The sequence below is a fragment of the Micromonospora sp. NPDC047074 genome, from assembly GCF_040643815.1.
In the GTDB taxonomy this organism is placed as follows: Bacteria; Actinomycetota; Actinomycetes; order Mycobacteriales; family Micromonosporaceae; genus Micromonospora.
The window spans coordinates 1-18,000 of sequence record NZ_JBEYVB010000013.1 but is presented as its reverse complement, the minus strand read 5'-3'; the positions used below and the strand labels follow the sequence as shown (position 1 = coordinate 18,000).

The 18,000-nt window shown below is 73.0% G+C and carries 16 protein-coding genes and 1 pseudogene; 16 read left to right on the top strand and 1 reads right to left on the bottom strand.

Features of this window, described 5'->3' with window-relative positions; translation table 11 throughout:
- The first annotated feature begins 65 nt into the window (after nt 1-65).
- The 8 genes from ABZ809_RS18100 to ABZ809_RS18065 are packed head-to-tail and all read left to right on the top strand — an operon-like array spanning nt 66 to nt 10,108.
- Nucleotides 66-986, top strand: a complete 921-nt coding sequence (locus ABZ809_RS18100) for an ABC transporter substrate-binding protein (protein WP_357563652.1) — start codon at nt 66-68, stop codon at nt 984-986.
- Complete coding sequence (locus ABZ809_RS18095; protein WP_357563651.1) at nt 983-1,906, top strand: ABC transporter ATP-binding protein; 924 nt, start codon at nt 983-985, stop codon at nt 1,904-1,906. Before ABZ809_RS18100 ends, ABZ809_RS18095 begins: the two co-directional genes overlap by 4 nt.
- A complete protein-coding gene (locus ABZ809_RS18090; RefSeq protein WP_357563650.1) occupies nt 1,903-2,730 on the top strand; it encodes an ABC transporter permease in 828 nt (275 codons plus the stop codon). Before ABZ809_RS18095 ends, ABZ809_RS18090 begins: the two co-directional genes overlap by 4 nt.
- A gap of 50 nt (nt 2,731-2,780) precedes the next feature.
- Nucleotides 2,781-4,790, top strand: a complete 2,010-nt coding sequence (locus tag ABZ809_RS18085; protein ID WP_357563649.1) for a hydantoinase/oxoprolinase family protein — start codon at nt 2,781-2,783, stop codon at nt 4,788-4,790.
- Nucleotides 4,791-4,795: 5 nt separating this feature from the next.
- Nucleotides 4,796-6,373, top strand: coding sequence for a class I adenylate-forming enzyme family protein (locus ABZ809_RS18080; RefSeq protein WP_357563648.1), 1,578 nt, complete (start codon nt 4,796-4,798; stop codon nt 6,371-6,373).
- Nucleotides 6,373-7,731, top strand: coding sequence for an adenylosuccinate lyase (gene purB, locus ABZ809_RS18075; protein WP_357563647.1), 1,359 nt, complete (start codon nt 6,373-6,375; stop codon nt 7,729-7,731). The genes ABZ809_RS18080 and purB overlap by 1 nt, the downstream gene beginning before the upstream one ends.
- Entirely contained in the window at nt 7,728-8,489 is a 762-nt protein-coding gene (locus ABZ809_RS18070) for an enoyl-CoA hydratase/isomerase family protein (protein WP_357563646.1), read from the top strand. Before purB ends, ABZ809_RS18070 begins: the two co-directional genes overlap by 4 nt.
- Nucleotides 8,486-10,108 (top strand): thiamine pyrophosphate-binding protein, encoded by a 1,623-nt coding sequence (locus tag ABZ809_RS18065; protein ID WP_357563645.1) that lies wholly within the window; start codon nt 8,486-8,488, stop codon nt 10,106-10,108. Before ABZ809_RS18070 ends, ABZ809_RS18065 begins: the two co-directional genes overlap by 4 nt.
- Before the next feature lie 110 nt (nt 10,109-10,218).
- Here ABZ809_RS18065 and ABZ809_RS18060 read toward each other — a convergent pair whose 3' ends face one another.
- A complete protein-coding gene (locus tag ABZ809_RS18060; RefSeq protein WP_357563644.1) occupies nt 10,219-11,046 on the bottom strand; it encodes an IclR family transcriptional regulator in 828 nt (275 codons plus the stop codon).
- 166 nt (nt 11,047-11,212) lie between these two features.
- Here ABZ809_RS18060 and ABZ809_RS18055 point away from each other — a divergent pair, with 166 nt between their 5' ends.
- From ABZ809_RS18055 to ABZ809_RS18020, 8 genes and pseudogenes are all read left to right on the top strand, one after another.
- Nucleotides 11,213-13,231 (top strand): hydantoinase B/oxoprolinase family protein, encoded by a 2,019-nt coding sequence (locus ABZ809_RS18055; RefSeq protein ID WP_357563643.1) that lies wholly within the window; start codon nt 11,213-11,215, stop codon nt 13,229-13,231.
- Nucleotides 13,228-14,226, top strand: coding sequence for a tRNA U-34 5-methylaminomethyl-2-thiouridine biosynthesis protein (locus ABZ809_RS18050; protein ID WP_357563642.1), 999 nt, complete (start codon nt 13,228-13,230; stop codon nt 14,224-14,226). Before ABZ809_RS18055 ends, ABZ809_RS18050 begins: the two co-directional genes overlap by 4 nt.
- Entirely contained in the window at nt 14,219-15,058 is an 840-nt protein-coding gene (locus ABZ809_RS18045; RefSeq protein ID WP_357563641.1) for a 2-amino-5-chlorophenol 1,6-dioxygenase subunit alpha, read from the top strand. The genes ABZ809_RS18050 and ABZ809_RS18045 overlap by 8 nt, the downstream gene beginning before the upstream one ends.
- Before the next feature lie 35 nt (nt 15,059-15,093).
- Nucleotides 15,094-15,384 carry a BMC domain-containing protein gene (locus ABZ809_RS18040; RefSeq protein WP_357563640.1) on the top strand — a complete coding sequence of 97 codons (291 nt, stop codon included), beginning with the start codon at nt 15,094-15,096 and terminating at the stop codon, nt 15,382-15,384.
- Nucleotides 15,385-15,406: 22 nt separating this feature from the next.
- On the top strand, nt 15,407-15,745 hold the full coding sequence (locus ABZ809_RS18035) for a BMC domain-containing protein (RefSeq protein ID WP_357563639.1): 339 nt from the start codon (nt 15,407-15,409) through the stop codon (nt 15,743-15,745).
- Nucleotides 15,732-15,995 (top strand): EutN/CcmL family microcompartment protein, encoded by a 264-nt coding sequence (locus ABZ809_RS18030; RefSeq protein WP_357563638.1) that lies wholly within the window; start codon nt 15,732-15,734, stop codon nt 15,993-15,995. Before ABZ809_RS18035 ends, ABZ809_RS18030 begins: the two co-directional genes overlap by 14 nt.
- Nucleotides 15,996-16,016: 21 nt before the next feature.
- A complete protein-coding gene (locus ABZ809_RS18025; RefSeq protein ID WP_357563637.1) occupies nt 16,017-17,528 on the top strand; it encodes a 2-hydroxymuconic semialdehyde dehydrogenase in 1,512 nt (503 codons plus the stop codon).
- Nucleotides 17,525-18,000, top strand: a pseudogene (locus ABZ809_RS18020) (2-keto-4-pentenoate hydratase); the annotation flags it as partial. The gene ABZ809_RS18025 and the pseudogene ABZ809_RS18020, both read left to right, overlap by 4 nt.

The window sequence follows — 18,000 nt, the reverse complement described above, 5'->3', positions numbered from 1 at the left end:
CCGCTAAGCACCCTGGGGTAGCCATGAGAATGCGAGCATTGCGCGCTGCGGTAGCAGCCCTGCTGGTGACCGCCGCCGTTGCGGCATGTGCGGAGAACCAGGCCCCGAGCGAGTCCGGTGGCGACGGGGCGACACCCTCCGTCGCGGTCAACTTCGGCGTCGGGGTCGACCCGGCGTACTCCCCGATCTACCTGGCCGACCAGGAGAAGCTGTTCCAGGCCAACGGCCTCGACGTCACCGTCACCCAGTTCCAGGAGGGCACCGGCGGCCTCGACGCGATCCTGGCCAAGCAGGGCCAGATCACCGCCAGCACCGAGTCGAGCCTGCTGAACCGGGCCACCCGGGGCGACATCAAGGGCCTCGCGGTCTTCTCGCAGTCGCCCAGCTTCATCAAGCTCGTGGCCCGCTCCGGCATCGCCGACGTGGCGGGCATCAAGAAGTACGGCGTCGTCCCGGGCACCGTCAACGAGTACGCCACCAACAAGGTCCTCGACTCGAAGGGCATCAGCCGGGACTCCGTCGAGTTCGTCAACGCCTCGCCGGCCGAGATGCCCGCCCTGCTCCAACGCGGCGACGTCGACGGCTACATCATGTGGGAGCCGTGGCCGTCGCGGGGCGTCGCCAACGGCGGCAAGGTGCTGCTGACCAGCGGCGACATCGGCTACGTCTACAACCTGGTGATCGGGGTCGACGGCGCCTGGTACGAGGCCAACAAGGAGACCGCCAAGAAGGTCGTCCAGACCATCGGCCAGGCGTGCGAGCAGCTCACCAAGGATCCGGCCAAGGCCGGGACGGTGACCGAGAAGGCGATCAAGGTCCCGGCGGCGGAGGCGCAGACCCTGCTGGAGGGCGTCCAGTGCCAGGTCCGCGACTTCACCGACGACGACCTCAAGCGGTACGCCGAGATCGCCCAGTTCCAGCAGGACAGCAAGATCGTCACCCAGAAGGCGGACCCGTCCGCCGTCATGGTCAAGGGGAACGTGTGACAGTCAACGGCGCAGCCCCCGCCACCACGTCCACCGGCGGAACCGGCGCCCGCGCCGGTTCCCCGGTCCAGATCCGGGACGTCGACATCCGCTTCGGCGAGTTCGTCGCCGTCCGCGGCGCGAACCTCGACATCGCCGCCGGTGAGCTCGTCTGCCTGCTCGGGCCGAGCGGCTGCGGCAAGTCGACGCTGCTCAACGCGGTCGCCGGCTTCGTCCGCCCGGCGGCCGGCGAGGTGACCTGCGCGGGCAGCCCGGTGACCGGGCCGGACGTGTCGCGTGGCGTGGTCTTCCAGAGCGCCGAGGCGCTGTTTCCCTGGCTGACCGTGCGGCAGAACGTCGCCTTCGGGCCGCAGATGCGCGGCGTACCCAAGGCGCAGCGGGAGGCCGTCGTCGACCGGTACCTGGCGATGGTGGGCCTCGCGCACAGCGCCGAGCGGTTCCCCGAGCAGCTTTCCGGGGGCATGCGGCAGCGGGCCCAACTCGCCCGGGTGCTGGCCAACGACCCGTCCGTCGTGCTGATGGACGAGCCGTTCGGCGCGTTGGACGCCCAGACCCGGCTGGTGATGCAGGTCGAACTCGACCGGATCTGGCGGGAGACCGGCGCGACGATCGTCTTCGTCACCCACGACATCGGGGAGGCGATCCTGCTCGGCGACCGGATCGTCACGATGACCGCCGGACCGTCGGCGGCGATCAAGAACGTCTACCGCTGCGACCTGCCCCGGCCCCGCGACCTCACCGACCCGACCTGCGCGGCCCTCTTCCGCGAGCTGCGGGAGGACATCGGCGCCGAGGTGGCCCGGACGCTGCGGGCCCAGGGACTCGACGAGGGGCACGACGGCCGGCCCGGCGGTGCCCACCCGGACGCTGCCGCGCAGGACGGCCGGCCGGGCCGCGACGACCGGACGGAGGGGCGATGACCGTCGAAGCGCCGACCGTGCCCGACCGCACCAGGAGGGCCGCCGCACCGGGCCCCCGGCGCAACCGCTGGCCCCGGCTGACCCGGATCGGGCTGTCGGTCCTGTCGGTGGCGCTCGGGGTGCTGATCTGGGACCTCGTCAGCCGCAACTACACCGCCTTCTTCCTGCCCTCGCCGCGGCTCACCCTGGACGGCGCGGTCGAGCTCGTCCGCGACGGCACCCTGTGGGACTCGGTGAGCGCGTCCTCGACCCGCATCCTCACCGGATGGCTGCTCGGCGTGCTCGTCGGCGTGCCGATGGGCCTGCTGATGGGGTGCGTCCCCTGGCTGCGGCTGATGCTCGACCCGTACATCCAGTTCTTCCGCTTCGTGCCGCCGATCGCCTTCGTCACCCTGGCCATCATCTGGCTCGGCCCGGGGGAGGCGTCGAAGGTGGCGCTGATCTTCTACACCACGGTCTTCATCGTCGCACTCAACACCCTGGCCGGGGTCCTGTCGGTCAACGAGATCCGGATGCGGGCGGCCCGCGCGCTCGGCGCCGGCCCCGTCCGGAGCCTGGTCTCGGTCGTGTTGCCGTCGACGGTGCCGCACGTGGTCACCGGTGCCCGGCTGGCGATGGGCAACTCGTTCCTGACGATCGTCAGCGCCGAGATCGTCGCCGCCCAGAGCGGCCTGGGATCGCTGATCTGGACGGCCCGCAACTACGCCAAGACGGAGTGGGTCTTCGTGGGCATCATCGCCCTGGGCCTGCTCGGCTACCTCTTCGACTGGATCCTGCGTCTGGTCACGGGACGGACCCTGCGCCGCTACGGCGTCACCTTCTGACGACCCGTCCCGTCCCCGCGCGCCATCCACACCTACCCGAAAGGCTCGCCATGCTCTGCATCGGCGTCGACATCGGTGGCACCTTCACCGACGTCATCGTCTACGAGCCGGCCACCGCCCGGCTCGCCGAGGCCAAGACCCTCTCCACCCCGCACGACCCGGCGGCGGCCATCTTCGAGGGCCTGGCCAAGCTCGGGGTCAGCCTGGACACCGTCGACCGGTTCGTGCACGGCACCACCCGGGTGACCAACGCGCTGCTCGAAGGCTCCGGCGAGCCGGTGGCCGTGCTGGCCACCGAGGGTTTCCGGGACGTGCTGGAGATGGGGCTCGGGCACCGGCCCCGCCTGTACAGCGTCAAGGAGAGCGGCCGGCCGCCGCTGGTCGCCCGCCGGCACCGGCACGTGCTGCGCGAACGCATCGGCGCCGACGGCAGCGTCGTCCGGCCGCTGGACCCCGACGAGCTGGACGAGGCGCTCGACCGGGTGGCCGCCGCCGGTCCCCGGGCGGTGGCGGTCTGCCTGCTGCACTCGTACCGCAACCCCGCGCACGAGCGGGCCGCCGCCCGGCGGCTGGCGGAGCGTTATCCCCACCTGGTCTGCACCGTCTCCTCCGACGTCGTGCCGGAGCAGGGTGAGTACGAGCGGTTCGCCACCACGGTGCTCAACGCCAGCGTGCGGTCGACCGTCGCCGACTACCTGCGCGGGCTCGGCACCGCCCTCGCCGACGGCGGCTACGCCCACCCCCTGTCGATCATGACGAGCAGCGGCGGTGTCGTCTCCACCGAGGAGGCCGGGCGGCTGCCGATCAACCTCGCGCTCTCGGGGCCCGCCGGCGGGATCGCGGCCACCGTGCACCTGGCCACGCTGGCCGGCTACCCGAACGTGATCACTTGCGACATCGGCGGCACCAGCACGGACGTCTGCCTGATCAAGAACGGCGCGCCGTTGATGACCAACGACGGGAAGATCGCCGGCTACCCGAACCGGACCTTCCAGGTCGAGATCAACACCATCGGCGCCGGCGGCGGCTCGATCGCCTGGCGCGACCGGGGCGGGGAACTGCGGGTCGGCCCGCGCAGCGCCGGATCGACCCCCGGCCCGGCCGCGTACGGGCGGGGCGGCACCGAGCCGACCACCACGGACGCGCACCTGCTGGTCGGGCACCTCGACCCGCAGGAGAGCCTGGGCGGGGAGGTGCCGCTCGACCCGGCCGCCGCCGGGGCCGCCCTGGCCGGGCTGGCCGGCGACTTCGGCCTCGACGAGCTGGAGCTGGCGCACGGCATCCTGACCCTCGCCACGGTCAAGATGACCAGCGCGATCAAGGAGATCTCGGTGGCCTGCGGGCACGACCCGCGCGACTTCGTGCTGATGCCGTTCGGCGGCGCCGGCCCGATGCACGCCACCGCCCTCGCCGACGAACTCGGCATCCGTCAGGTCCTCGTCCCGCCGGTGCCGGGCAACTTCTCGGCGCTCGGCTTCGTCACCGCCCAGGCCCGGCACGACTACGTCCGTACCGTGCTGGTGCCGGCCGACGACGACGGCCTGGCGGCCGTCCGGGCGGCCATGGCCGACCTGCGGGAGACCGCCCTGGCCCAGCTCAAGGCCGAGGACGGCGTGGAGCCGGACCAGGTCAGCTTCGGCCTGTCGGTCGGCATGCGGTTCCGGGGGCAGAGCTTCGACCTCGCCGTGCCGCTGACCGAGCTGCCGGGTAGCGCCGAGGACCTGGTGTCGGCCTTCCACGCGGCCTACGCCGAGCGGTACGCCTACACCCGCTCCGAGCACCCCGCCGAGATCGTCAACTGCCGGCTCACCGCGTTCGGGCCACGCCCGGCCGTACGCTTCGCGGCCCCCACCGGTGGCCCCGTCGAGCCCGGCCGGACCCGTCTCTACCGCACGGGCGGCTGGGTCGAGGCGACCGTGTGGCGGCGCGGCGACCTCGGGCCCGGCTGCGCCGTCGTCGGCCCCGCCGTCGTCCGGGAGAACGGCAGCACCACCGTGGTCGGCGTCGGGTGGACCGCCACCGTCGACGACCACGGAAACCTGCTGCTGACCAAGGAGTGAACCCGGTGATCCCGCCAGCCCTCGACATCACCGTGCTGGAGCGCGCCGCGCGGCAACCGGACCGTCCCCTGTTCGTCTTCGACGACGGGGACCGCCCGGTGACCGTGGGGGAGTTCGCCGACCTCGCCGGCCGAGGGGCCGCCGTCCTGGCCGCCCAGGGCGTCGGCCGCGGCGACCGGATCGCGGTCTGGGCCGAGAACGGGCTGGCCTGGCTGGTGCTGCTGGCCGCCGCGGCCTGGCGGGGCGCCGCACTGACCACCCTGCATCCCGGCCTCACCGGGCCCGAGCTGACCTCGGCGCTGGCCCGCAGCCGGCCCCGCCGGCTCTTCGCCGCCGAGCGGGTACGCGACCGGCCCGGCCCGCCCACCGTCGAGCGGGCGCTGGCGGCACTGCCGACCGGCGAACGACCGGACGGCTGGCACGTCCTCGGCGCGGACCTCGGGCCGGCCGCCCTGGCCCACCTGCCGGGCTGGGACGACCCCGTCCCGCCACCCGTCGGTGATCCCGACGCCGCCTGCAACATCCAGTTCACCTCCGGCTCCACCGGCCCGGCCAAGATGGTGTCGCTGAGCGCCGGCAGCCTGCTGCGCAACGCCGCCTGGACGGCCGAGGCGGCGGGGCTGGGCGGCACCGACCGGATCGCCTCGCCGTTGCCCCTGGCCCACGCGGCGGGGCTGGGCAGCGGAGCGCTGCTGGCGTTGACGACGGGCGCGCTGTGGGTGTCGACCCGGCGGTTCCGTACGGAGCCGGTGCTCGACCAGATGGCACGGTGGGAGTGCACGGTCGTGCAGGCCGTGCCCACCATGGCGTCGATGCTCGCCGACCGCGTCGAGCAGGACCCCGGCCGCTGGGACCTGTCGTCGTTGCGGGTCGGCTTCCTCGGGGGCGCCGCGTGCGCTCCGGCGCTGCTCACCCGGGCCCGGCGGGTGCTCGGTCTGGACCGGATCGCGGTCGTCTACGGCCAGACCGAGGCGGGGCCGACGATCAGCATCGACCCCGGCGACGGCAGCTGCGGGGCGCCCGGCGACACCGTCGGTCGCGTCCTGCCCGCCCTGGCGGCCGCCGTGGTCGACCCCGCCACCCGCGCCCCGCTGCCCGCCGGGCAGGCCGGGGAGCTGCTGGTCCGGGGCGACTCGGTGACCCGCGGCTACGTCGACGACCCGTTCACCACCGCCGCGACCATCACCAGCGACGGCTGGCTGCGCACCGGCGACCTGGGCGTGCTGACCGACGAGCGGGTCCTCACCCTGGCCGGCCGGATCAAGGAGCTGATCATCCGGGGCGGGGAGAACATCCATCCCGCCGAGGTCGAGGCCGCGCTCCTCGCCGAACCGGCCGTGGCCCGGGCGTGCGTGCTCGGGGTGCCGTCGCCACGGTGGGGGGAGGAGGTCGCGGCCCTGGTCGTGGCGGCCCCCGGTCAGCACTGCGACCCCGACCGGCTGGTCCGCGCCGCCGCCGAGCGGCTGGCCCGGCACAAGGTGCCGACCGTGATCCGCACCGTCGCCGACCTGCCGCTGCTCCCGTCCGGCAAGGTCGACCGGCTGGCCGCGCGGGAACTGCTGCTCGGAGAGGGGAAAGGCTGATGCAGCTCGGCTCGTGCTTCCTGGACTCGCTGACCGTCACCAGCTTCTTCGGCAACGCCGAGATGCGCGGGGTGTTCAACGACCGCCAGCTCATGCAGTCCTGGCTGGACGTCGAGGCGGCGCTCGCCCGGGGACAGGCCGGCCTCGGCATCATCCCGACCGCCGCCGCCGAGGCGATCACCGAGGCCGCCCGCCTCGACCGGCTCGACACCGCGGTGCTGGCCGCCGACGCCGTCGACACCGTGCATCCCCTGGTGCCGCTGGTGCGCGCGCTCACCGCCGCCTGTCCCGGCGACGCCGGCCGCTACGTCCACCTCGGCGCCACCACGCAGGACGTGATGGACACCGGGTTCGTCCTGCGGGCCCGTGACGGCCTCGACATCGTGCAACGCCAGGTCGACGAGCTGGTCCGCGCGCTGCGCCGGCTGGCGTTGCGCCACCGCACCACCCCGATGGCCGCCCGCACCCACGGGCAGCAGGCGCTGCCGACCACCTTCGGGCTGCGCTGCGCGGTGTGGCAGAGCGAGCTGCAGCGGCACCGTGCCCGGCTGCGGCAGCTGCGGGAGCGGCTGCTGGTGACCAGCATGGGCGGCGCGGCCGGCACGATGGCCGGCTACGGCGCCCAGGCGTTCGCCCTGGAACGGGCGGTCGCCGCCGACCTGGGCCTCGGCGTCGCCGACACCCCCTGGCACGCCACCCAGGACCGGTTCGCCGAGTGCCTGATGGTGTTCGGCCTCGTCGCGGCCAGCGCCGAGAAGCTGGCCCGCGAGGTCTACTTCCTCGGCCGCACCGAGATCGGTGAGGCGTTCGAGCCGCAGCGGGCCACCCAGGTCGGCAGCAGCACCATGCCGCACAAGCGCAACCCCATCCGCTGCGAGGCGGTGATCGCCGCGGCCGGCACCCTGCGGGCCCAGGTGCCGCTGGCGTTGCAGACCATGGTCGCGCAGGACGACCGGGACATGGGCGTCGGGATGACGCTGTGGAAGCTGCTGCCGGAGTGCTTCATCCTGCTCGGCGGCGCGTTGCAGCGACTGGTCGAGGTCTTCGGCGACCTCGGGGTCAACCCGGACCGGATGCGCGCCAACCTCGACGCCACCGGTGGGCTCGTGCTCTCCGAGGCGGTGATGCTGCGGCTGGCCGGCCCGCTCGGTCGGGAGCAGGCGCACCATTTGGTCATGCGGATCGTCCGCGACAGCCTCGATGCGGGCCGCCCCTTCGACGCGGCGCTGCGCGCCGACCCGCAGGTGGCCGCCGCCCTGCCGGAGGCCGAACTCGCCGGCCTGCTCGACCCGCTGTCCTACGTCGGCCACGCCGCCGCGCTGGTCGACCGCGCCCTACTGAACTCGGAGTCGCCATGACCACCGGACACCGCGCCGAGGATTCCGTGCTGCTGCACCGCGACGGCCGACTGGCCCGGGTGACGCTGAACCGGCCCGCCCGGCGCAACAGCTTCGACCTGGCGATGCTCGCCCGCTTCGAGGACGTGCTGCACGAACTCTCCCGGGACGAGCAGACCGAGGTGGTCCTGCTGACCGCCGCCGGCACCGCCTTCTGCGCGGGGACCGACCTGCGCGAGCTGGCCACCCTGGACGCCGGGACCACGATGGGCGTCCAGCGCCGCACCGCCGAGCTGGTGGAACGCTGGTACCGGCTGGAACAGACCACGGTCACGGCGTTCAACGGCCCGGCCATCGGCTCCGGGGCGGTGCTCGGCCTCGCCAGCGACCTGCGGGTCGCCGCCGACACCTGCTTCGCGACCTTCCCGGAGGTGGGCTTCGGCATCCCGCTGACCTGGAGCGGCATGGCGATCCTGGCCGACCTGGTCGGCGCCGACCTGGCCAAGCGCTGGCTGCTGCTCGGCGACCGGATCACCGCCACCGAACTGCTCGACCTGCGCCTGGTGACCGACGTGGTGGACCCGGGGCAACTCGCCGACGCCGCCGCGGGGCTCGCCGGGCGGCTGCTGGCCACCTCACCGGTCGGCCGGTCGATGACCAAGCGCGCCGCCCGCCTCGCCGGTCCCCGGTTCGAGGCCGCCGCCAACGACTCCTACCTCGGCGCGTTGAGCGTGGCGCTGCGCCCCGCCGGCGACTACCTCGCCCGGAAGCCCGAGTGAGGGCCGGCGAGGCGATCGCCGACGCCATCGTGGCGCACGGCGTCGACACGATCTTCGGGCTGCTCGGCGACGCCAACATGTTCCTGGTCGCGGACCTGGTGCAGCGGCACGGCGTACGGTTCGTGGCGGCCCGCAACGAGAACGCCGCGGTGATGATGGCCGACGGCTGGGCCCGCTCCACCGGCCGGTGCGGGGTCGTCACCGTGACCCAGGGCCCCGGCCTGGCGGTCGCCGGCGCCGCGCTGACCATCGCCCGGCAGGCCGGCACGCCGCTGGTCCTGATCGCCGGGGACACGCCGCCCGGCGACCCGCTGCACGTGCAGAACTTCGCCCAGCAGCCGTTCGCGCTGGCCACCGCCGGGGCGTTCGTGCCGGTGGTGGCGCCGGGCACCGCGGCCCGGGACGTCGCTCTGGCGTTCCGGACCGCCGTCGAGCGGCCCGGCCCGGTGGTCCTCGACGTCCCCATGGACCTTCAGGACGAGCCGGTGCCGGCCGACGCCCCGCCCGCACCGGCCGTCGTCGCGCCGCACCCGGCCGCGCCGCTGCCGCCCACCGACGAGGCGGTCGCCGACCTGGCCCGCCGGCTGGCCGCGGCCCGCCGCCCGGTGCTGCTGGCCGGGCGGGGCGCCGAAGGGGCCGCCGCCGACGTACGCCGGCTCGCCGACCGGTGCGGCGCGGTGCTCGCCACCACCGTGCTGGCCGCCGGGCTCTTCGCCGGTCACCCGTACCACCTGGGGGTGGCCGGCGGCCTGGCCCGCCCGCTGACCCGGCGGGTGCTGGCCGACGCGGACCTGGTGGTCGCCTTCGGCGCCGGGCTGAACCGGTGGACGGCCGACCACGGCGCGCTCTTTCCCGGGGCGGAGGTGGTCGCGGTCGACGTCGACGCGCGGGCGGTGGGCGCGCGGTGGCCGGTCGACGCGGGTGTCGTCGGGGACGCGGGCGCCACGGCCCGGGCCGTGGCGGCCCTGATCGAGCCGGCTGCGCGCCCCGACTGGCGCAGCCCGGGGCTGGCCGAGGAGATCGCCGCGGCCGATCCGTTCGACGGCATGGTGTTCGCCGAGGGGGCGGCGGGCGTCGACCCCCGGGCGTTCATCCGGATCTGCGCCCGCCGGCTACCGGCCCGGCGCACCACCGTGGTCGGGGTGGGACAGTTCGGCGGCTGGCCCAACCTGCTGCTCGACTCGCCGGCCGTGGACCGCGCGTTCATCGCCCCCTGGGAGTTCGGCAGCATCGGGGTCGGCCTGCCGTTCGCCGTCGGGGCCGGCGTGGGCCGTCCGGACCGCCCGGTGGTCGCGTTCGAGGGCGACGGCAGCCTGCTCACCGGTCTCGGGGAGCTGGACACCCTGGCCCGGGTCGGCGCGCCCGTGCTGCTGGTGGTGCTCGACGACGCCGGCTACGGCGCGGAGGTGCGCAAGTTCGGCCCGCGCGGCGTCGACCCGGCGTTGGCGCGGTTTCCGGCCAGGGACCTGGCTGCGGTAGCCCGGTCCCTGGGCGTGCCGGCCTGGACGGTCACGGACGAGGCGGGCGCCGAGGCGGCGTTCGACGAGGCGCTGCCGGTGACCGGGCCGGCGGTGCTGCACGTGCGGGTCCTGCCCGAGGTCACCCAGGAGCGGTTCTGACGGCCCGCGCCGGTCCGTCGCGCTCCGTGCGGCGGGGTGGTCGCCGAGGACCACCCCGCTGCCGTCGTCGCGCTGGCGGACCGCCGGGGGCCACCCCACCGGCGGTACGGTCAGTCGCCCCAGCGGTCGCCGAAGCCATGGCCGAGCTGCCGGGACAGCTCGTGGGCGGTGCGGCGGGCGGCGTCGGCGAGCTCGTTCGTGCGCGGGTCGTCCAACCGGAAGATCGGCCCGGAGATGCTGATGGCGGCGGTGATCCGGCCGTACCGGTCGCGTACGGGGGCGGCCACCACCCGCAGCCCGTGCTCGCTCTCCTGGGCGTTCAGCGCCCAGCCCTGCTTCCGGACGGTGGCCATGTGCGCCACGAAGGTGTCCAGGTCGGTGATGGTCTCGCTGGTCAGTGCCGTGAACGGCGCGGGGGCGAGCAGGGCACGCAGGGCGTCGTCGTCGTGATCGATCAGCAACGCCTTGCCGGCCGCGCTGCACCAAAGCGGGATGCGCCGGCCGAGCCGGGAGACGAGCTGCACGTTGCGGGTGCCCTGCACCACGTAGAGCGAGATGGCGTCGAGGCCTTCCCGGATGGCGAGGTTGACGCTCTCGCCCTCCTGCTCGGCGAGCTGGTGCAGCAGTGGCCGGGCCAGCGCGTGCAGGTCGATGCCGGCGAGGAAGCGGGCGCCCAGCTCGAAGACCGCGACCCCGAGGCGGTAGTTGCCGTTCTCCTCGTTGCGTTGCAGGAAGCCGGCGTCGGCCAGCGCGCGGAACAGCCGGCTGGCCGTGGACTTGTGCAGGCCCAGTTCGCGGCTCACGTCGCTGACCTTGCGTTCGATGGCGTCGCCACGGAAGGCCAGCAGCACGCTCAGCGCGCGGTCGAGGGCCTGCGTGCCCGACTCGCGGGGGGCGGTCGCCCCCTCGTCGGGCGTCGGGTCAGTGGCGTACGACATCTTGCTTCCCTGCCTTTCCGGCTGCTAGGTTTCATAATATAACTCTAGGACCACATGATGGTCCACTGCACGGCGTTCCAACCCACGGTGGTCCACGCGCCCTGACCAGTCCAGGTCCAGTCGGCGGCCGAAACGGACCGACACCGGAAATCAGTGAGGCATCCGCATGACTGTGAATCCGATCGACCTGGAAGTCGTCACCGAGAGTCTCATCTCGATCGTCCGCGAGATGCGACAGACGATCTTCCGCACCGCGCACTCGCCGGTGATCGCGGACGCCCAGGACTTCTCCTGCGCACTCTTCGACCCCTCCGGCCAGATGGTCGCCCAGGGGCGGGACATGCCGGGGCACGTCATCGCCATGCCCGCCTCGGTGGCCGAGATCTTCGCCGACTTCGCCGCCGAGATGCGCCCGGGTGACCTGTACATCGTCAACGACCCGTACCGGGGCGGCAGCCACCTCAACGACGTCACCCTGATCAGCCCGGTCTTCGTCGACGGGGAGCTGTTCCTCTTCCCCTGCGTCCGGATGCACTGGGCCGACATCGGCGGCATGACGCCGGGCAGCGTCTCCGGGCAGGCCACCGAGATCCTCCAGGAAGGGCTGCGGATCCCCCCGATCCGGCTGATCGAGGAGGGCCGCCCGAACCGGGCCGCCTTCGACATCCTCTTCGCCAACGTCCGGATGGCCGAGGAACGCCGGGGCGACCTCGAATCCAGCATCGCCGCCTGCCACACCGCGCAGCGGCGGCTGCGGGAACTCGTCGACCGGTGGGGCACCGGGCTGATCCTCGACTGCGTCGCGGCCAACATGGACCGCACCGAGCAGCGGCTGCGGGACATGATCCGGTCGCTGCCCGACGGCACCTACCGGTACGAGGACTACCTCGACCTCTACACCGACGGCGACTACGACGCCGCCATCGTGCGCTGCCGGCTGACCGTGGACGGCGACGAGATCGAAGCCGACTTCCGGGGCTCGTCCACCCAGGTGGCCGCGGTGGTGAACTCCTCGCGGGCGATGACCGTCGCCGGGGTGTTCATCGCGGTCAAGTCCGCCCTCGATCCCGGCGGCCTGGTCAACCACGGGGCGTTCCGGCCGCTGCGGGTCCTCACCGAGCCCGGCACGGTCGTGCACGTCAGCTACCCGGCTCCGGCCAACGCCCACAGCGAGGTCCGCAAGCGGGTCATCTCCGCGGTGATGGCCGCCCTCAGCCAGGTGGCACCGGACCTCGTCGCCGCCGACCAGTTCGGCACCACCTTCCAGAACCTCATCGGCGGCGTGGACGAGCACACTGGGCAGCCCTACCTGTACTACGACTACCCGGCCGGCGGCAACGGCGGCTTCCTCGAATCCGACGGCCCCAGCGCGATGAACCCGGTCGACCTCGGCGACATCTCCACCATCCAGTCCGTCGAACGACTGGAGACCGAGATCCCCATCCTGGTCGAGGCGTGCGAGCTGCGTGCCGGGTCCAGCGGCGACGGTACCCACCGGGGCGGCCTGGGCAGCCGGCGGGAGACCCGGCTGCTGGCCAGCGGCGGGTCGTACTCGGTGCAGACCGACCGCACCACCGTCCCCCCGTACGGGCTGCGGCACGGCGGCCCCGGCGCGCCGACGGTCACCCACGTGCGGCGGGCCGACGGGCAACGGGTCGACTTCGACACCCCCGGCAAGGTCGCCGGCTTCCCCATGCGGGCCGGAGACGTGCTGGTGATGGAGTCCGCCGGCGGCGGCGGCTGGGGCGACCCGCTGGACCGCGCCCCGGAGAGCGTCGCCGACGACGTCCGCCAGGACTACCTGACCGACGAGCAGGCCCGCCTGCGCTACGGCGTGGTCCTCGACGACGACGGCGAGGTCGACCGCCACGGCACCGCCGACCTGCGCCGGCAGATCCGGGACGACAGGTGCTGGCTGCGCCTCACCACCACGGGCCGCCCCGCCTACACCGGGCGACGCGGCCAGCGCCGACTGGCCTACGTCGCACCCGGCAGCGGCCTGGCCGAGGACAGCCTCGTGGAGCTGCACGGGGTGCACCCGGCGCCGCTGCGGGCCTGGCTGCGGCACGACGCCACGCTGGGCGCCGACGAGATCGCCCTCGACGACGACGGACTCCAGATCCTCGGCGCCGCCGTGGAGCAGCGCTCCCACGTGCGGGTGCTCGCCGGAAAGGGACAGTCATGAGCAGAGTCTTCCGGGTACCCGTGGCCACCACCCACGCCCGGACCGGCGGCGGCACCGGTGCCGCCGGCAGCACCGGTGGCCGGGCACCGCAACCCGCACCGGCCCGGGCCGGCATCGTCGCCGGCTGCCTGAGCCCGCACCCGCCGCACCTGATCTACGCGGAGAACCCACCGCAGAACGAGCCGCGCTCCACCGGCGGCTGGGAGACGCTGCGCTGGGCCTACGAACGGCTGCGCAAGCGCATCCAGGAGGTCCACCGGCCCGACGTGCTGATCGTGCACGCCCCGCACTGGATCACGATGGTCGGTCACCACGTCAACTGCGCACCGAACCCGCGCGGCATCTCGGTGGAGCCGATCTTCCCGCACCTGTTCCGCTACCGGTACGACTTCCGCACCGACGTCGAGCTGGGCGAGGCCATCGCCGACGAGGCCAGCGGGCTCGGCCTGGTCACCCGGAAGATGCGCGACCCCCGGGTACGCGTCGACTACGCCACCATCGGCGCGCTGCACCTGGTCAACCCCGCCTGGGACATCCCGGTGGTGTCCCTGTCGGCGAACAACAATCCGTACTTCTACTCCGAGGCGGCGCTGGAGGAGATGGAGGTCCTCGGCGAGGCCACCCGCCGCGCCGTCGAGGCCACCGGCCGCCGCGCCGTGCTGCTCGCCTCGAACTCCCTGTCCCATTTGCACTGGCACGAGGAGCCGGAGCTGCCGGAGGACATGGAACGCGAGCACCCGTACAACAACCACCAGTACCGGTGGGACATGAAGCTGCTCGAAGCGATCCGCCGCGGGCCGACCGCGCCGCTGCGGGAACTCATCACCGAACACATCGAGGCGACCGCCTCGGAGACCAAGGCCGGCAGCCTCACCTGGATGCTCGCGGCGATGGGCTGGCCCCGGGTCGCCGGTGACGTGCTCGGCTACGGCACGATCATCGGCACCGGAAACGCCGTCGTCGAGTGGCTGCCCGAGGGGAGCCCCAATGGCTGACCGGACCGGAATCGTCGGCGGAGCGCTGCTGCCCGGCATGCCCCAACTGCTGGCCGGGGAACCCGCACCCAGTTGGGCGGCGCTGGCCTCGGCCGCGCGCGACGTGGGCGCCCGCCTGCGCCGGCTGGAGCCGGACGTCGTCCTGCTGCTGTCCACCCAGTGGTTCACCGTGCTCGGCCACCAGTTCCAGTGCGACCCGAACCCGCGCGGCGAGCACGTCGACGAGAACTGGTACGCCTACGACTACGGTCTGCTCAACTACGACCTGCGCTTCGACGTCGCGTTCACCGAGCGGTGGGCCGACCGGGTGCAGGCCGACGGTAAGCAGGCCCGCCGCACCCGGTACGAGGGTTTCCCGATCGACACCGGCACCATCGTCACCTCGGCACTGCTCGACCCGGAGCGGAAGCTGCGTTGGGCGCAGGTCTCCTGCAACCTCTACGCCGACGCCGACACCCTCGCCGACGTCGGTCGGGCCGGTGCCGCGGCCGCCCGGGAGGCCGGCGTCCGCGCCGCCGTCGTCGTGGTGACCGGGCTGTCCTCCGGCCTGATCCAGCAGTGGATCGAGCCCGGCCAGGACCGCATCGGTACGCCGGCACACGACCAGTGGAACAGCCGGGTCCTCGACCTGCTCACCGCCGGCAAGGTCGACGAGGCGCTCGCCATCCGCGAGGACTACGCCCGGCAGGCGCAGGCCGACAGCCAGTTCCGGGCCCTCGCCTTCGCCGCCGGCACCGGCGCCGCGAGCGGCCCCGCGCACCTGCACTCGTACGGCCCGATCTGGGGCACCGGCGGCGCCGTCCTGTCCTGGAACCTGCCCGACCAGCAATAGCCGAAGCCGACCCGCAACCAGTGCGAGGAGTGAACATGCGAAACGTGGCCGTGGGCTTCGTGGAAGCCGAAGGTTACACCCCCATCTTCGACGCCGTCGACGCGATGGTGAAGGCCACCGAGGTCGAGGTGACCCGTGTCGTACGCCTCGGCGGCGGCATCGTCGCGGTCGCCGTCCGAGGTGACCTCGCCACCGTCGAGGAGGCGGTGGACATCGGCGAGGAGACCGCCCGTGCGCGCAGCCGTTCCGTGCGCTCGATCGTCTTCGCCAGCCCCTGCGACGCGGTGAGCGCGCTGGCGGCCGATCCCACAATCGTCGGCAACTGACAGCCGGTAAGGAGAAGCAGACATGTCCTCCGACATCGCGATCGGAATCGTCGAGACCCGCGGCCTGGTGGCCCTCTCGGCGGGTATCGAAGCCATGATCAAGACCGCCGACGTCCGGTGCGTGGCCGTCGAGCGCGTCACCAGCGGCTACCTCGCGGTCGCCGTCCGGGGCACCCTCGCCGCCGTTCGCCAGGCCGTCTCCGCCGGTGAGGCCGCCATCCGTGCCCACGGCGAACTGCGCAGCTCGCAGGTCTACCCGAAGCCCCACCCGACCACCGCGGCCCTGCTGGACGAGCCCGAGCCGGCCCGTATCCGCGAGGTCATCGCCGGCCTGCGTGGAGAACCCGATGGTGCTCGGTGACGTCGTCGGCAAGGTGTGGGCCGACCGCATCCTGCCGGCGTTGCAGGGCAGACGACTCGTCCTGGTCCGGCCCCGCGGCGACGGGCCCGACCTGGTCGCCGTCGACCCCCTGAACGTCGGCATCGGCACCACGGTCCTGGTCGTCACCGACGAGGCCGCGGCCGCGGTGACCGGCCAACCCACCGTGGACGCCGCCGTGGTCGCGCTCGTCGCCGATCCCGGCGCCGAGCCGACCGACTCCAGCATCTGAACCGGAAGGGACACCCAGACGATGACCCAGTCATCCTGGCCGGTGAGCCTGCGTAACGGCCAGCCGGCAGTCGACCCACCGCTGCTGCGCAACTTCGTCGGTGGTGAGTTCGTTGACGCCGGGCGGCGGTTCACGAAGCGCAGCCCGGTGACGGGTGAGCCGGTGTTCGAGGTGGTGGAGGCCGATCAGGGGTGTGTGGACGATGCGGTCGCCGCCGCGCGGGCGGCGTTGGGTGGGCCGTGGGGTCGGATGGGGGAGCGGGAGCGCGCGGAGGTGTTGCGTCGGGTCGCCGACGAGTTGGAGCGGCGTTTCGACGATCTGGTGACTGCTGAGGTCGCGGACACCGGTAAGTCGATTTCGCAGGCGCGCACGTTGGACATTCCGCGTGGTGCGGCGAATTTCCGGGCGTTCGCGGAGATCGTGGCGACGGCGCCGACGGAGTCGTTCACGACGGTTACCCCGACCGGCGGCCGGGCGTTGAACTACGCGGTGCGTAAGCCGGTGGGTGTGGTGGCGGTGATCGTGCCGTGGAACCTGCCGCTGCTGCTGCTCACCTGGAAGGTGGCTCCCGCGCTGGCCTGCGGCAACACCGTGATCGTCAAGCCCAGTGAGGAGACGCCCGCCTCGGCGACCCTGCTCGCCGAAGTGATGGCCGCCGCGGGGGTGCCCGACGGCGTGTTCAACCTGGTGCACGGCTTCGGTCCGGATTCGGCGGGGGAGTTTTTGACCCGCCACCCGGGGGTGGACGCGATCACCTTCACCGGCGAGTCGGCCACCGGGAGCACCATCATGAGGGCGGCGGCCGAAGGTGTTAAGGCGGTCTCCTTCGAGCTGGGCGGCAAGAACGCCGGCCTGGTCTTCGCCGACGCCGACCTGGACGCGGCGGTGGCCGGCTCGGTGCGGTCCAGCTTCACCAACGGCGGTCAGGTGTGCCTCTGCACGGAGCGGATCTACGTGCAGCGCCCGGTGTTCGAGGAGTTCACCGCCCGGTTGGCTGAGCGGGCCGCCGCGCTGTCGTTCGGGTGGCCTGCGGACGAGGCGACGGTGAACATGCCGTTGATCTCGCATCAGCATCGCGACAAGGTCCTCGGCCACTACGACCTGGCCCGTACCGAGGGCGCCGAGGTGCTCACCGGAGGCGGCGCGCCGCGCTTCGGCGACGCCCGCGACGGCGGTGCGTACGTGCTGCCGACGGTGCTGACCGGGCTGGGCCCGCAGGCCCGCACCAACACCGAGGAGATCTTCGGCCCGGTGGTGCATGTGGCCCCGTTCGACGACGAGGACGAGGCGTTCGCGCTGGCCAACGGCACCCCGTACGGCTTGGCGGCGGCGGTGTGGACCCGGGATGTGGGTCGGGCGCATCGGGCTGGGGCGCGGCTCGACGCCGGGATCGTGTGGGTGAACACGTGGTTCCTGCGTGATCTGCGGACGCCGTTCGGTGGGGTGAAGGCGTCGGGGATCGGGCGTGAGGGCGGCGTGCACTCCCTCGACTTCTATTCGGAACTGACAAACGTCTGCGTGGACCTGACATGAGCATCGATTACGAGGCGGCGGCGCAGGCATTGGTCGACGCCCGGGACAATTCCACGCCCTGTCCGCCGCTGCGCGGGCGGCTGCTGCCGGAGGGGGACGTGACGTCGGCGTATGTGGTGCAGCAGTTGCAGGTGCGGCAGTGGTTGCAGCGTGGGCATCGGCGGGTGGGCGCGAAGATCGGGCTGACCTCGCGGGCGGTGCAGGAGAACTTCGGTGTGTTCCAGCCGGATTTCGGGGTGTTGCTGGATGACATGGCGGTGCCCGACGGGGCTGAGGTGGTGATGGATCGGCTGCTTCAGCCTCGGGTGGAGGCGGAGGTCGCGTTCGTTCTCGGCGCGGATTTGCCGGATGAGCGGATCACGAGCGCGGATGTGATTCGGGCGGTGGACCATTTGTTGCCGGCGATCGAGATCGTGGATTCGCGGGTGGCGGGGTGGGACATCTCGATCGTGGACACGGTCGCGGACAACGC